The 15,731-nt window shown below is 39.4% G+C and carries 14 protein-coding genes; all 14 read right to left on the bottom strand.

The features are described from left to right. Positions 1–428: 428 nt before the first annotated feature. Positions 429–2,441, bottom strand: coding sequence for an NAD-dependent DNA ligase LigA (gene ligA, locus KFT32_RS26070; RefSeq protein WP_211750259.1), 2,013 nt, complete (start codon positions 2,439–2,441; stop codon positions 429–431). 235 nt (positions 2,442–2,676) lie between these two features. Further along, on the bottom strand, positions 2,677–5,007 hold the full coding sequence (gene pcrA / locus KFT32_RS26075; protein ID WP_211750260.1) for a DNA helicase PcrA: 2,331 nt from the start codon (positions 5,005–5,007) through the stop codon (positions 2,677–2,679). 318 nt (positions 5,008–5,325) lie between these two features. Then, a complete protein-coding gene (pcrB, locus tag KFT32_RS26080; protein WP_211750261.1) occupies positions 5,326–6,018 on the bottom strand; it encodes a heptaprenylglyceryl phosphate synthase in 693 nt (230 codons plus the stop codon). 726 nt (positions 6,019–6,744) lie between these two features. Further along, entirely contained in the window at positions 6,745–8,145 is a 1,401-nt protein-coding gene (locus tag KFT32_RS26085; RefSeq protein ID WP_211750262.1) for an undecaprenyl-phosphate glucose phosphotransferase, read from the bottom strand. Continuing rightward, entirely contained in the window at positions 8,142–9,065 is a 924-nt protein-coding gene (locus KFT32_RS26090) for a glycosyltransferase family 2 protein (RefSeq protein ID WP_211750263.1), read from the bottom strand. The genes KFT32_RS26085 and KFT32_RS26090 overlap by 4 nt, the downstream gene beginning before the upstream one ends. A gap of 98 nt (positions 9,066–9,163) precedes the next feature. Beyond that, positions 9,164–10,099 (bottom strand): glycosyltransferase family 2 protein, encoded by a 936-nt coding sequence (locus tag KFT32_RS26095; protein ID WP_211750264.1) that lies wholly within the window; start codon positions 10,097–10,099, stop codon positions 9,164–9,166. Positions 10,100–10,194: 95 nt separating this feature from the next. Further along, positions 10,195–11,052, bottom strand: a complete 858-nt coding sequence (gene rfbD / locus KFT32_RS26100; protein ID WP_211750265.1) for a dTDP-4-dehydrorhamnose reductase — start codon at positions 11,050–11,052, stop codon at positions 10,195–10,197. Positions 11,053–11,087: 35 nt separating this feature from the next. Further along, positions 11,088–12,068, bottom strand: a complete 981-nt coding sequence (gene rfbB / locus KFT32_RS26105; RefSeq protein WP_211750266.1) for a dTDP-glucose 4,6-dehydratase — start codon at positions 12,066–12,068, stop codon at positions 11,088–11,090. A 15-nt stretch (positions 12,069–12,083) separates the two neighbouring features. Next, positions 12,084–12,632, bottom strand: a complete 549-nt coding sequence (rfbC, locus tag KFT32_RS26110) for a dTDP-4-dehydrorhamnose 3,5-epimerase (RefSeq protein WP_211750267.1) — start codon at positions 12,630–12,632, stop codon at positions 12,084–12,086. Between the two features lie 11 nt (positions 12,633–12,643). Beyond that, positions 12,644–13,387, bottom strand: coding sequence for a sugar phosphate nucleotidyltransferase (locus tag KFT32_RS26115; protein WP_211750271.1), 744 nt, complete (start codon positions 13,385–13,387; stop codon positions 12,644–12,646). Between the two features lie 51 nt (positions 13,388–13,438). Continuing rightward, positions 13,439–13,801, bottom strand: a complete 363-nt coding sequence (locus tag KFT32_RS26120; RefSeq protein ID WP_211750268.1) for an EamA family transporter — start codon at positions 13,799–13,801, stop codon at positions 13,439–13,441. Then, positions 13,794–14,171, bottom strand: a complete 378-nt coding sequence (locus KFT32_RS26125; RefSeq protein ID WP_211750269.1) for a DUF2304 domain-containing protein — start codon at positions 14,169–14,171, stop codon at positions 13,794–13,796. Before KFT32_RS26125 ends, KFT32_RS26120 begins: the two co-directional genes overlap by 8 nt. Before the next feature lie 8 nt (positions 14,172–14,179). Then, positions 14,180–14,881: a glycosyltransferase family 2 protein gene (locus KFT32_RS26130; RefSeq protein WP_211750270.1), complete on the bottom strand. Its 702-nt coding sequence runs from the start codon at positions 14,879–14,881 to the stop codon at positions 14,180–14,182. After that, on the bottom strand, positions 14,878–15,731 hold an 854-nt coding region (locus tag KFT32_RS26135; protein ID WP_349304958.1), incomplete at its 5' end, for a DUF7654 domain-containing protein. The genes KFT32_RS26135 and KFT32_RS26130, both read right to left, overlap by 4 nt.

The following is a 15,731-nucleotide window of genomic DNA, read 5'->3' on the forward strand; positions in this document are numbered from 1 at the left end:
AAAAGAGCGATAAGCTCATTTAGAAAATGCTGACGAGAACTTAACGTTCTCTTTTAGTTTATCGTCCTTCAATTAAAGAAAGACGTTCATCATCCATTTGTTCAGTTTTCAAGGAACTTGTTTGTCCAGTCTTTTCTCGCGACTGGATACTTAGTATATCATGTCGATTATTTCGTTGTCAACTACTTTTTTCGACATTCTTTTCAACATGTTACTGAATCAATTTCTTTCTTCGTAACAGTATCGCTCGGAGCGACAAGAAATAATATATCACGTTAAAATAATTTTGACAAGCTTTTTTACAAAGTATTTTATAATACTACAAACCAGTACTAATTACTTTTGCTTTTATTTAATAAAACAAGAGCCGCGTTCCCATAGAAAGAAACAACGGCTCCCTATTATAATCTTATACTCGATTACTGTACTTATAACTGAAGAAGCCTAATCAACTCATCTTCATCTTCAATAGTATCTATACCTAACTGCTGGGCTTTAGCTAGCTTACTTCCTGCTTTTTCACCCGCAATAACAAGATCTGTTTTCTTAGAAACACTCCCCGTTACTTTTGCTCCAAGCGCTTCAAGCCGCTCGGTAGCCTCATCACGCGTTAGCTTATGAAGTGTTCCAGTGAGGACAACTGTTTTACCACTAAAGAATGAATCTGTAATTACTTCTTGAGGTTCTTCTGGCGCTTTAGCTCCTACACCAAGAGACAGCATCTTCTCGATACTCGCTCTCATAAAAGGATCCTGGAAGAACGTCACAATACTCTCTGCTACGATCTGTCCTACATCCGGGAGCTCTATTAGCTCTTCGACAGAAGCTTCCATAATACGATGGAGGTCCCGGTAATGATCCGCTAACATCTTAGTTGTCGATTTACCGGTATTCGGTATCCCAAGTGCATATAGGAACGAAGCCAAATCTCTCTCCTTACTGTCTTCAATTGCTTGAAGCAGATTATTTGCTTTTTTCTCTCCGAAACGGGAAAGCCCGATAATATCATCGTACGTAAGTGAATAGAGATCTGCTGGTTCTTTTAAACCTACCTCATCATGCAGCTGAATTGCAGTTTTATCGCTAAAGGTCTCGATGTCCATGGCATCCCGCGAAGCAAAATGAGAAATTCGAGCTACGATCTGCGGTTTACAGTTCAGTTTATTATTACAAAATAGATGGGCTCCTCGTTCTTCCAGTGGGAAACCACAAGCCGGACAATTTACGGGAAATACAATTTCTTCTCCGTCTGCCTCTTCTGTCACCTTACCTAGAATCTCTGGTATAACATCATTGGATCTGCGAATGAAGACACGTGTACCAAGTGCATACTTTAGATTCTTACGTTCAATATCCCCTACATTGTTGAGTGTACAGTTCGAAACCGTTACTCCAGCTAATTCAACAGGTTCAACACGTGCAAGTGGAGTCACTTTTCCCGTTCGGCCTACATTCCAACTTACCGAGTTCAGCACCGTCGTTGTCTCTTCTGCCTCAAATTTATATGCGACTGCCCATCTAGGGAATTTATCAGTGTATCCCAAGACTTCACGCATCCGCATATCCGTCAGTTTAATAACTGCTCCATCAATCAGGTAATCTAACTTATCACGATTTTCCTGAATTTCAGCTAAACGCTCCATCACATCGTCAAACTCTTTGAAATAGCTAATGTAAGGATTCACTTTGAAGTGATTATCTCTCAGGAATTGCATCATCTCTTCGTGGCTAGCGAAGCGAACCTCATCCGAGTACCCCACATTGTAAAAGAAAGCACTGAGTCTGCGTTCTGAAGTCACTTTGGGATTGAGATTACGCAAGGCACCTGCTGCCGCATTTCGAGCATTTTTGAGCGGTTCGGCCGCCGTTTCGTTATATTTACTGAGCACAGATAAGTTCATAATTCCTTCTCCCTGCACTTCGATTGTGCCGTCAGTATAAGGAATCGTTAAGGGAACGGACTTAATTGTCTTAACCTGAGCCAAAATCCCTTCCCCCGTCACACCATTACCACGGGTAGAAGCTTGAACCAACCTACCATCTGTATATGTCAGGTTAAGTGTGAGTCCATCGAACTTGAGCTCGATCGCATATTCTGGCGTAGGGAGCGCGTTGTCAGGATTTTTCGAATTATAATCCTGCACTAACCGCTGTACTCTCCCATTCCAGCTACGCAGCTGTTCAATATTCTGGGCTTTATCCAAACTCCATAAAGGAGACAAGTGCTTGTGAGGCTTAAATCCTTTGAGCAGATCTCCACCAACACGCTGAGTAGGAGAATCAGGGAGCACAATCCCCCCTTCTTGTTCGAGGGTAACAAGTTCGTCGTACAGTACATCATATTCTTTATCGCTGATTAACGGCTTGTCTAGGGTATAGTAATGATAATTATAGTGATTCAGCTCTTTTACGAGCTCTTCTAAACGATGCATCGGATCCATGCAGGGCAATCCCTCCGTGAATTAATATGTAAGGCCAGCGAAATGAAAATGGAGCAAATCCTCTTTTGAGAATACCCAAATTCCATTTCGCTAGATCCTTTTAAACTTTTGACCATTTGAAGTATCAAATTCTTGCTGAATACATCAAATAGGCATATGAATATAGGTTACGTTGATCGTATTCCATTGTATACAATATTACGAGGCCACTGATTGCTGAAAAGTAACCCTACAATCAAGACTCGACTTTTGTAATTGGCGCGAAGCCTGCAAGCAAACGTTTCAAACCAACAGGTGCAGGGAACGCAATTTGAAGCTCCATATCATTGCCTGTTCCTTTAATAGAAACGATTGTGCCTACTCCCCACTTGCCATGCTGTACTTTATCTCCTGCTGCAAAATCTTTGGAGCCTCCTGCACTAGTCGCTTGGGTGTTCCCTGCTCCCGTAGTTACAGTTACTTTAGAAGCTGCAGAAGCTGTTGAACCGCCAAGACTGAGATCCTTGCGTGCGCTGCCGCCAAAGTTACTTCCTGTTCCACTGCTACTAAATCCTCTGCCACCATACGAACCACCTGTATTAGTACCGGCTCCGCGGCGATAGCGGTCACGTGCGATCTTCGTATCTTCTTTAAGCTCTTCCGGAATTTCATCAAGGAAACGGGATGGCGGGTTTGCAGTCGTACGCCCAAACAAGGTACGCATCTGAGCACAGGTTAGGAATAACTGCTGTTCCGCACGTGTGATCCCCACATAAGCCAGGCGGCGTTCCTCTTCCAGCTCTTCTTCATCCATAAACGCTCTGCTGTGAGGGAATACCCCTTCTTCCATACCAATAACAAACACGACTGGGAACTCAAGACCTTTCGCACTGTGCATGGTCATGAGAACAACAGCATCTGTTTGTTCCTCTTCATCATCATTCATGCTATCGATATCAGCAATGAGTGCGAGGTCTGTCAGGAAGGAAACAAGTGACTTGTCCTCATTATTTTTCTCGAATTCCATCGTTACAGACAGGAACTCATCAATATTTTCGAGCCGCGCTTTGGATTCAAGTGTATTCTCATTCTGGAACTCAAGACGATACTGACTCATTTCGAGAATTTTCTCGGTAAGTTCCGTAACGGAAAGATACTCAACCATCCGGTGCAGGGCAGCGATCATATCATAGAATTCCACTAACGCATTACGAGTACGACCAGCAAAACCAAGATCATCAACGATTTCAAGCACGCGGAAGATCGAAATCCCCCGTTCTCCTGCCGCTGCGGCAAGCTTCGCTACTGTCGTATCTCCAATCCCTCTCTTCGGCACGTTAATAATCCGCGTCAAACTGATATCATCATCCGGATTCGAAAGCAGTTTGAGGTAACCTAAAATATCCTTAATCTCTTTACGATCATAGAACTTGATCCCGCCGACAATCTGGTAAGGTATATCCGATTTAATGAGAATTTCCTCTATAACCCGGGACTGGGCATTGGTACGATATAAAATGGCATGATCCTGATAGGATTTGCCTTTATTCACATTTTTACTAATCTCGGAAGCTACAAAATAACCTTCATCATGCTCAGAATCGGCACGGTAAACTTTGATTTTTTCTCCGCCTGTTTTGTCGGTCCAAAGTTTCTTCGGTTTGCGGCCAGTGTTGAGGTTGATCACTGCGTTGGCTGCATCCAGAATGTTAGACGTGGAACGATAGTTCTGCTCCAGCATAATAGTACGTGCTTCTGGATAATCCTTTTCAAAGTTAAGAATGTTCGTAATATCTGCACCGCGCCAGCGGTAAATCGACTGGTCACTGTCCCCTACGACACATATGCGGTGATGCTTGTCTGCCAGCATACGAGTAAGCATATATTGCGCACGGTTCGTATCCTGATACTCATCCACATGGATGTACTGGAATTTCTTTTGGTAAAAGTCGAGAACCTCAGGCACTTCTTTAAAAAGCTGGATCGTCGTCATGATCAGATCGTCAAAATCAAGCGAGTTGTTCGCTCTGAGACGTTTCTGGTACATGGTGTATACTTTCGCCACAATCCCTTCAAAATAATCGCCAATTTTCGCTTCATATTCTGCGGGAGTAATAAGTTCGTTCTTCGCAGTGCTCATCGCAGACTGAACGGCCTTAGGTTCAAATTTCTTAGTGTCGATGTTTAAGTCTTTCATACAATTACGGATAACGGACAATTGGTCCGATGAATCCAGAATACTGAAACTGGATGTAAAACCGATACGTTCAATATCTTTGCGCAAAATGCGCACACACATGGAGTGGAATGTGGAAACCCAAATATCTCGTCCTTGGGAGCCGCCAACCAGTTTGGAGACCCGATCCTGCATTTCACGCGCTGCTTTGTTAGTAAACGTAATGGCAAGAATACCCCATGGAGCTGTTTTTTTAGTTGCCACAAGATAAGCAATTCGGTGTGTAAGCACCCGTGTCTTACCGCTACCTGCGCCTGCCATGATCAGCAGTGGGCCTTCTGTGGTCACTACAGCTTCTCGCTGCGGAGGATTGAGACGTGAGATCGCGTCTTTTATGTCAATGGATTGCATGAATGCAAGCCCCTTTCTTCTATTAATATGGTGTGGAGTAAAACAAATCGTTAGTCATAAGAAATGACCCACCGACGTTCAGGGTTATGCTCCGGCTCGGTGAAGCAGCCGGGGAATCTGTGAAGTCAAATGGGCAAGGTGATCTGGCCTAAGACCAGGTAGTATTGTAGTTGGATTAAAATAAGATATAAAGATATCGAAATTTAGCTCTATTTTCGAGGAAGATTCAAATCAGTTCCCGAGTTATTCATTGTACCCTTAGCTTGGGTATGGACTCAACTTGTAAAGTCTAGGGGAATATACTCTTTATTCCGGGCTCTATTCAAGTTTAACGGCTTTAACCGTAGATATCGCTGCCTGAAGATCACTGTACACAATATTACCGACAACAATCGTATCCGAAACTTTGGCTGCTTCTACGGCTGTATCATAATCGCAAATCCCTCCGCCATAAAAAAGCTGCGCATTCGATATTACCTGCTGAGCTGCTCTCACTGTTGGCATATCACCAAACGTTCCACTGTATTCAATATACACAATCGGAAGATTCATCAGCTTGTCCGCTACTTGAGCGTAAGCAGTAACGCTGCTCTCTTCAATATCCGTATGTGCTTCTGTCAGCTTCGCAACGGTGGAGTCCGAATTCAGTACGATGTACCCTTCTGGAACGAGCAGTTCCCACGGGATCATATAACCATATTCTTCAATTGCAGCTTGATGAAGTCCCGTGATCCAGCGTGAATCATCTGTATTCAGTACCATGGGAATCATATATAAATCAAAGCCTGGTACCACTGCGGATAAATCGGATACTTCTTGCACACATGGCAGTTCATAACGACGGACACGGGAAAGTAAATCCACCGTATTCTCATAAGTAATCCCTGAAGAGCCACCAACCATAATTGCATCCGACCCTGACATACATACCGCGTCCAGCGTATCATCTGCCATCTCCCGGTCAGGATCCAGCTTAAAAATATGCTTCCAAGCCTTTATTATTTCCTTCAACAGTTCATTCCTCCATGCTACATGCGGTTACTTAAGATTTAGTGAAAACCTAGGATTCAACAGTTACTAAAAACCTCTTATGCTAAGTCTAAGTCAGGGGGAAGTGAGTGTCAATTTATGTTCGCATTTCAGGGGAACAAAAGTAAAAGATTAGGGAGTTGGTGGTTTTTTATAAAGGAAATATAGATCCGAATCTACATGTATATTTGTATTGGAAAGGATGAAGTAAAAGAGCTTGTAAAGTACACTAAGCTAGAAGTAGAGAAGGAGGGAAAAACAAAATAAATGCTGAAAGTAGATCAGAAAAGGAGTTATATTAAGTGGCATACTTAATAAGATCAACCATTATATTTTGGGAAGAAAGACACACTAATTTTACTTGGAGATAAAGATCGGGCAGGCGCAGGGAGAGATAACTTCTTGTTCATAATGATTTCACTTAAGGTACTATTCTTTCTACGATAAAAGCTAAAAGATAAACACTAAAAACTAACTAAATACTAAATAAAATCTACTATATAGACTCTACATAAACTTTACATTCAATCTTCAACTCTAATCTCTCTCTACAGCTATAAGAAAACCCGCTCAAAGAAACAACGTACACATAAGCACTGTACAGTATCTTCTCACGGGCTCTTCTCTCCCTGTGGACAGCCCTTGATTACTTATCTGCAAGAGATGACCACAAGTGAATAGCGTTCATAATAATTTACACAAAATTTATCAATAAGCGTTCTTGAAGCCATTACGAATGGTTTTGAGAATGATCTTGATATCAAATAATAAGGACCAATTTTCAATATAGAAAATATCTTGCTCAATACGATCTTCAATCGAAGTATCTCCTCGCAACCCCTGACTTTGAGCAAGTCCCGTAATACCTGGCCGCACATGATGCTTGATCATGTATTTTGGAATCTCTTCTTTGAACTGGTTTACAAAATACGGACGTTCTGGACGCGGTCCAACCACACTCATATGTCCAAGCAAGACGTTGAAAAATTGTGGCAGCTCATCAAGACTTGTTGCTCTTAGAAAAGAACCAAACTTCGTTCGTCTTGGATCGTTTTTTGTAGTCCATCCGGTATCCTCTGTGCCTTCAGGTAATATCTTCATCGAGCGGAATTTGTACATATGGAAAGTTCGGCGATTCAGACCGACCCGTTCTTGTTTGAAAATAACTGGTCCTGCGGAGGTCAGCCTCACACCCACTACCGCAACAAGCATTATAGGTGAAGTGACGAGGATCGCAAATAAAGAAAAAACAATGTCGAACATTCGCTTAGCAAAGCGATTAACAGATAGATCAAGCGGGATATCCCTTACATTGATAAGCGGCATCCCTGCAAAATAATCAAACATAGGTCTTGCTGGTAAGTAGTCAAAAAAGTCAGGGATAATAAGCGTACGCACTCCAGCTTTTTCACATGTGTTAATAATCTGGGGATACTTGTCATGCGCATCCAGCGGAAGAGCAAGGACGACTTCATCAATCATTCGTTCTGAGAGAATGGTTTCCAGTTCATCCATAACGCCCATAATCGGTTTATACTGCTTCGCTTCTTCGTCATCCCATTTACGGTAATCGTCGAGAAACCCCATTACTTCATATCCCATATCGGCATGTTGCTGCAAGTTGTTATAAAATGTTTTACCTAACGAACCTGCTCCAAGAATAAGTACAAATTGGCGGTTGTATCCTTTTTCGCGTAAAGTTTTCAGCATTCTTTTTAAGGAATATCGATACGTAAGTGTAAAAATAATATTTCCCACCATATAAATGGCTAAGTAAGAACGAGAGATATTCACTTCTTTAAAAAAGAACATTAAACTTAAAAGTATAAACATACTAACCGTATGGATCTCAATGATTTTCCAAAAATCATCAGCAAACCGTTTCTTTCGTTTGGGTGTATAAATGGAGAAAAGAAAACCTGTGACAATAGCAACTAGCCCGTAGACAAGACTCCATAAAGTATAAGTTTCTAAGGGAAGCGGGTTCTCATAAGAAATCCAACCACTCTCAAATTTCAGCCACCACGCAAGTAAAAACGATAACTGGATAATCAGAAAATCAACACCTACATAAAGCTGTGTCAGGATTTGCTGATTTCTGCGAATCATGATTTCACCTCGTTCGAAGATTCCGTTGTTTGGTTCGTACTTGGGTGTGATACTCCCTGTTTAGCTGGAAGCATGTTTTTTATCAGAGATAGGGTTAACTTGAGTCCTATCCCCGTGTAAACAGCTGCGTTCGTAAAAAAGTTGTATTGCTTATGGTAATGCTTGTGATGAAAAACCCACATCGCTCGGTGAAATTCGTAAATGATTTTGCATGGTCTGCGTTTAGCGCTTCCGCCTTTGTAGTGAACAATATATGTATAAGGGTAGTAGTAAATGCCCCATCCTGCTTGCTTGATTCGGTAACACCAGTCAATATCTTCGCCGTACATAAAGAACGTCTCGTCCAGTCCACCAATCTCCTGAATCACTTCAGATCTGACTAACATAAATGCACCTACCAGACAATCAACTGGATACGATTCATCGGGATCAAGGTGCCCTAGTTGGTATTGGTTAAACCTCGGGTTCTTCGGAAAAAGCTTAGAGATACCAAACGCATAATAAAACGAAGCCGAAGGCGTTGGAAAACCTCTTTTGCAAGCCTTGTCTAAGGAACCGTCTGGTAAAATCACTTTACAACCAGATGTACCTGTCTCAGGATGCTCATCCATATATAGAAGCATCGTCTGAAAAGTATCTGGCTGTACAATGGTATCTGAATTAAGAAGGAGAATGTAACGTCCTGTTGCGATCTGCATTCCTTGGTTATTCGCTTTTGCGAACCCGGTATTAATGAGATTATGAATTATTTTTACATTGGGAAATTGCTCTTCTACTGCTTCTACGGTTGCATCGGATGAATGATTATCTATTAAAATGATTTCATAGCTATAGGTAGTGCTAGACGCGTAGACGGAAGCGATACAATCTAGCGTTAGCTGCTTCGTATTATAATTGACGATGATGATACTGAGATCCATATCAAAACTCCTGACAAAATATACTAATCTATTCGACAATTATAGCATACGTTGTTTGATATTTTCCAAAATATCCTGACTTTTACTCTATTGTATGACTACACCTTTCCTAAGACAAAGAGTAGCTTAAAAACAACATTATCTATATTGGATTGTCTATATAATTTCGTATTCATAATATAAACGAAACGCATAGCTATATTTTTTTGTCCGCTTAGTAATAAACGTTCAATCTCTGCTTTTTGTTGCTTATTTAATTGTTCATAAAATATTTTTAGAAACTCTTGTGCTTGATTTGAGAGGATATAATGATTTTTTCCGCTCCAAAAACGATTCACTCGACTTATCCATTTCATAAACAACGATTCAGATGCTCCTCCTAGCACGTTGTTCTGATGCTGCCGATAGAGAATCCCGGGATTAGTATCGAATACGACTTTTCCCAGTGCAGATATTGCTAGATACATCCACCAATCATGCATAATCATATTGTCCATTATTTCTGGCGGGTTCTGTTTAATCAGCTTCATCGCTTCCGGATTAAGTACAATCGTACAACCCACACAAGTATTTTCGATTAGTGAATTATATAACGATAATTCCTTGCTTGGTTGGGTAGGCCAAACCTTAGTGGGTTCTAGTTGCTCATTCACCATTTGAGTTGAAGAGCAGTACATTCCAGGTTCATTTCTAATTTCTTGTAGCTTATATATAGCGTTAGATAACTTATTACTTAGCCAGACGTCATCTTGATCACAGAAGGCATAATAGTCATACTCGCTAGAAGATATAGAAAGCAGCTCATAAAAGCTTTGTTTTACACCTAAGTTGGCCCCTGTAGTAACGGAAATCTTTGAAGGGTACTCGCTAGCATACTTATGTAGAATAAAGACTGTATTGTCCTTCGAACCATCATCACGGATCAAAATATGTATGTTCACATTTTTCTGAGCCAACAAACTATCTAGCTGTTCTTCTAAATACTTTTCTCCATTATATGTAGACAATAATATCTGTATATTTGGGTTAGCCATATTCCCACCTCCAGCGTTTAACTATACACAAAGTCTTACAATCTTAAAGAAAAAACAACCCCTTTAAAGAACAAGAGGTTGTTTAATTAATTTTTTTATTGATTTAACATAAACTCTCGCAGTGCGTCTTTCCAGTGAGGAAAATCAGATAAACCGTTCGTTCTGATAGATACATGATCCATCACAGAGTTAGTAGGTCTAGGTGCTGGTCTAGGAAACTGATCAGTCCCACACGGTACTAGCTTCGCCGTAACTTTTAGAGCTAGGGTTTCTTCGGCTTCTTTAAGAATAGCCTGAGTAAACTCATACCACGTACACTCTCCTGTACCAGAAGCATGATAGATTCCATAGCTTTCTGTATCTACAAGCTCAATGAGAAACTTAGCAAGATGTACGGTATAGGTTGGGGAACCCTTTTGATCATTAACAACCTGAAGCTCAGGCTTCTCCTGACCTAACCGCAACATTGTTTTTACAAAGTTATTTCCATGTGCCCCGTAAACCCAAGACGTACGTACAATAAAATAGCGTGAGTTTAACGTCTGCGCAAGAATTTCACCTGCTCGTTTGGACTGTCCGTACACACTCTGTGGATCTGTATTATCATATTCTCTATATGCAGTAGTAGATGTTCCATTGAATACATAGTCAGTACTTATATATACTAACTTGGCTCCTACTTTCTCAGCAGCAACAGCAATGTTTCTAGTCCCTGTTGCATTAATAAGATAAGCACCATCCACATCTGTCTCTGCAGCATCTACAGCGGTATAGGCGGCACAATGAATAATGGCATCAGGATGAAAAATTTCAATGACTTGGTTACACTGTGCTTGATCCGTAATATTTAATTTATTCCGATCACAACCTAAAACTTCATGTCCACTATTGCGAAATAGTTCAACCACATCTGTACCAAGCTGCCCACCAGCTCCTGTAACCAATACTTTCATATCCGCCCTCCAATTATTCTCTATAATTGTTTCTCCTACTGCTGATACTCACCTGATTGAATTCGAGCATACCATTCTTTATTAGACAAGTACCAAGCTATTGTTTCCTTAATACCCGTTTCAAACTGGTGTTTTGGCTTCCATCCGAGTTCTGCTATGATCTTATTAGGGTCAATCCCATAACGCCGATCATGACCAAGACGGTCTTCGACAAAAGTCATTAGAGACTCTGGTTTATTCAATTCTTTCAGTATCGTTTTCACAATATGAATATTCGTACGTTCGTTATTACCGCCAATATTGTACACTTCCCCGACCTTACCTTGGTGGATAACAAGATCAATGGCACTGCAATGGTCTTCTACATAGAGCCAGTCCCTAATATTCAGTCCATCTCCATAAATCGGAAGTGCCTGATCATCAAGCGCTTTAGAAATAATAAGTGGGATGAGCTTTTCTGGGAACTGATAAGGTCCATAGTTATTAGAGCAACGCGTAATATTTACGGGAAGTCCGAACGTTTCATAATAAGAGCGAACTAACAAATCTCCTCCTGCTTTACTTGCAGAATACGGGCTATTCGGTTGAAGTGGTGTTTCTTCGGTAAACAATCCTGTCTCTCCGAGAGAACCGTAAACTTCATCTGTAGAAACCTGTACATATTTCGTTACTCCGTACTTTTTAGCAGCATCGAGAAGAACTTGCGTCCCTAAAACATTCGTTTTTACAAACACCTCTGGATTTAAAATACTTCGATCTACATGAGACTCAGCAGCAAAGTTAACAACAATATCAACACCTTGCTGAAAAATATGATCTACCGCAGCAGCGTCAGCGATATCTGCCTTTACGAATGTATAGTTGGTGTTGTTCTCGATAGATTTTAGATTATCTAAATTACCAGCATAAGTAAGAGAATCCATATTTATTATGTGATAATTCGGATAATTCTTCAACATGTATATAACAAAATTACTTCCAATAAAACCAGCTCCGCCAGTAACTAAAACTTTCATTGTTAGAAAAGCCCCCTACTCAAAATTAATTTCTGCATCCTTAAGTAGAGGATGTCTCTTGTCTTTATCTGATAAAATTGGACTTGTTGTTGGCCAGTCAATACCCAAAGAAGGATCACTCCATAATATACCTCGATCATTCTCAGGCGAATAGTATTCGTCCACCTTATAGAATACCTGAGTGTTCGGGACCAACGTACAGAATCCATGTGCAAAACCTTTGGGTACAAGTAATTGACGTTTGTTATTTTCGCTTAAAATGACTCCAACCCACTGCCCAAATGTAGGCGAGTTTTTACGAATGTCTACGATGACATCATATATAGCCCCACTAAGAACACGTACAAGTTTCGTTTGTGCTTTGGGGTTCAGTTGGTAGTGTAATCCACGCAGTACTCCTGTCTCTGCTGATAAGGAATGATTATCTTGAATGAAATGATGGTGAATACCGTTTTGCTTAAAAACTTGTTCATTATAGCTTTCCATGAAGAATCCCCGATTGTCTCCATGGACAATAGGTTCTATTATAGAGGCTCCGTCAAGTTTGAGATCTATTACTTTCATTACACTTCCTCCTATAACTTTAATTTTCCGAATTCTTCACTAAAAACGATATCCTTAGCTAATTCATTTGCTCTCGATAAGGAGGAATGCGTACCTGCATCAGTCCACCAGCCATGAAGTACATCAAAAGATAACTCGCCTAGATCGATATAAGCGTTATTAACATCTGTAATCTCAAGTTCGCCTCTTGTTGAGGGCTTCAAGGTTTTAACAATATTAAATACTCGATGATCAAACATATATATACCAGTTACTGCATAATTACTTTTTGGATTCTTTGGTTTTTCTTCAATTGATACTATTTGCTGTCCATGCAGCTCTGCCACACCAAATCTGTGCGGATCTTGAACCTCTTGGATGAGGAGTCTTGCCCCTTCTTTTTGTTCTCTAAAGTTGGACACAAATGGTGAAATATCATCTTCAAATACGTTATCCCCTAAGATAACTACCATTTGATCTTCTCCAACAAAATTTTCAGCCAGGTCGAGTGCTTGGGCAATTCCACCAGCTTCATCTTGAACTTTATATGTAAAATTAACTTCCATTTCTTTACCGCTTCCCAGAAGATTAACCACATCGCCCATGTGATCTTTACCCGTTACGATGAGGATATCATTAATATCTGCTTGTTTTAGTTTATATACTGAGTGAAAGATCATAGGGTACTTGCCGACAGGTAAAAGATGTTTGTTGGTTACTTTCGTTAAGGGATACAGACGCGAACCTGTACCTCCTGCTAGAATAATACCTTTCATCATTGTTTCCTCCTGGTTTAATCCATTTGATTTTATTAGAATTACTTAGACTTAGTTAGTTGCAATAAAAACAACACCAATCAGTATAAATATCGCTCCTAACCATTTCATAACAGAGACGGGTTCATTGAACAGATAGAAAGAGGCAACTATCCCTAAAATATATGCAATACTCTGTGTAGGGTAAGCTACACTAAGTGGAATTCTAGAGAGCACTACAAACCATATAAGAGTAGCCATTACGTAAAGCAGGAGTCCAGAGAATATTACAGGATTAAAAATTGCCTTCCAGGCTTGTAGAAGATTTACCCCTCCCATTTTTTCAAGACCAATTTTAAAAAGAATCTGTCCTCCAGAAAGCATTAAGATATTCAGTGCCAGTAACAAATAACTTACACTTGTATTTTTAAACATTCTTATCCTCGCTCTTTATTTGTAGTGATAATACTTGCATATCTCGTTTCATTAATCCTATTTCTTGAGTCAGGTCCTTTATTCTATTATTTGCTTTTGATATTTCAAGCGTAGCCGAGAAAGAAATACATATCAATCCAAAAATGGATAATAAAAACAGAGCATTAACCGGGAGCTCAATTCCTAATATATTTGTGATGTAATCAAATAGTCTCGGAAAAAGAGATAGTATTAACAAAATCCCTCCTACAATAATCCATAGAATTGAATACTTAAGATCAATTCGATACCTTCTTAATAAATTTAAAAGTAATAGAACACAAAATAACGAAGATGCAATTAGAATAATTTGCAGTTTAAATGATATCATAGCTCCTCCTAGACTATCTGCTTTCTCATACGATCAATAAGGATAGCAAGAGATACTTTCGTCATATAATAAATAGATTTAAGTTGGGTTATTGATGATGCACCTTGCAATCTCGGCTCCATTATTACCGGCACTTCATTAATTCTAAATTTATTCCTTTTGAGAAACATAATGGATTCTGGCTCTGGGTAATCCACAGGATATCTTTTTGAAAAGATTTGAATAATATTTTTATCACAAGCTCTATAACCGGAGGTTGGGTCTGTAATTAACTGACCTGTTAGTAAATGTAAAAGTTTTGAAAAATAACTTATTCCTACTCTCCTCATAGCTGAAGATTGAAAACCTTCTTTGTTTATATATCTCGAACCTATAACCAAATTAGCTTCCCCATTGATAATCGGGTCAATAAGATATTTGATATATTCAGGATTATGCTGACCATCCCCGTCAATTTGGATTGCAATATCATAACCTTTTGCTTCTGCATACTTATATCCTGTTTGAACAGCACCGCCTATTCCTAAGTTACAAGGCAAATCTATTAAGTTAACGCCATGCTCTCGACAAATTCTTGCTGTTTCGTCCATTGAGCAATCGTTGACAACCAAAATATCCACCAGATCACTATATTTATATTGAATAGCATGGAGTAATTTATCAATATTTCTCTCTTCATTATATGCAGGTATTATTATTAGGATTTTCACTTCTGTCCACTCTCCGTATCAATCTTATAAATGAACAATCCGCTATATTCATCAAATTCAATTGGACTTATATTCTCATAATCCAACTGAGAGGCGGTAAGAATATATTTAGCCCCTGTTATGGGTAAATCCTTATAGTTAAGATTAACTGTAAAGGAATCTGGATTAGTTAATTGAAAATGGGAGTTTTCATTCACCAGATGAACACTAACGTGAGCATATCTATTATAAATCTCCTCATATTCACCAACTGGATCAAGCTTTTCCCACATTTCTAAATCAGGATAGAATTGTACACTATTAAAAGTTTTCACTCCTAAAGATAGTAAATATTGACCATATAGAGGATTATCCAAAACCAGCCACTTAGTGCCGGGATCTTTGGTATTTATACTATCAATTTTTTTTGAAATTTCCCTATCATAGATTGCACCTGTCCCGTAAACTATAGGATTTACCATTGCCCCTGTTAAAACAACAATTATAAGTAGACTTATTATTATACTTTTTTTCATTCCTTTAAGAATGAAAATACTAATGAGCAGAAAAACTAAAATGGTAGGAGTTACAAAACCATTTAAATAATCTTCATAATTACTAACCTTGATTGAATATGAATAATATAGATAAAGAAGAATGCAAAACAGAGTAACTTGAAGATTAGTAAACGGTTTTAATTTGATTGTTTCAGATATAAACCAGATAGATAAATAAAGCGCTGTTAATCCAAAAGTAATACCGGCTAGTCTCATCTCAGGAACATACGAAAACAAAGTGATCTTTCCAAACCAAGCTGGATAACTTATAAACATCCAAGAAATTTGAAAAATAGCATATACCAAAATAGGAA

This window comes from Paenibacillus sp. Marseille-Q4541, from assembly GCF_018310695.1.
In the GTDB taxonomy this organism is placed as follows: domain Bacteria; phylum Bacillota; class Bacilli; order Paenibacillales; family Paenibacillaceae; genus Paenibacillus.